This window comes from Lentzea rhizosphaerae, from assembly GCF_042649515.1.
GTDB classification, from domain to species: Bacteria; Actinomycetota; Actinomycetes; order Mycobacteriales; family Pseudonocardiaceae; genus Lentzea; species Lentzea aerocolonigenes.
On the sequence record NZ_JBHRZI010000020.1, the window covers coordinates 1 to 530 of the forward strand.

The 530-nt window shown below is 68.5% G+C and carries 1 protein-coding gene; it reads left to right on the forward strand.

The window, feature by feature from the left end:
• A partial coding sequence (locus ACFOWZ_RS25180) for a DUF222 domain-containing protein (protein WP_382376339.1) occupies positions 1-530 on the forward strand: 530 nt, incomplete at both ends.

The window sequence follows — 530 nt, forward strand, 5'->3', positions numbered from 1 at the left end:
CCAACGAAGTGCGCAAGTTCGGCGAAGACCTGCTCTACCGCCTCTACCAGAACGACCCGGCACCCGGTGACACCGAGCCCGCGCCGCCCGGCAACGAACACATCATGCGGTGGAAGAACGGACGGCTGGAGATCCGCGCGAAGCTGGACAAGGTGACCGGCGCGAAGTACGAGGCACTGATCGACCCCTTGGCCAAGCCCCGCCCGCAGACTTCGGAGGAGGGCCCGGACCGGCGCAGCCGCGAGGCACGCGAAGGCGACGCCCTGGCCGAGCTGATCGACCTGATGCTGCGCGCCGACCAACTCCCCGAACACGGCGGCGAACCAGTCACCCTCACCCTGACCATGCCCTACGACGACCTCGCCAACCAGATCGGCCACGCCACCCTCGACAACGGCGACCACATCCCAGCCGACCAGGCCCGTCAACTGGCCTGCAACGCGGGCATCATCCCCATAGTCCTGGGCGGGACAGGCCAGCCACTCGACATCGGCCGCAAAACCCGCACCTTCCCCGCCGCAATCCGCCGG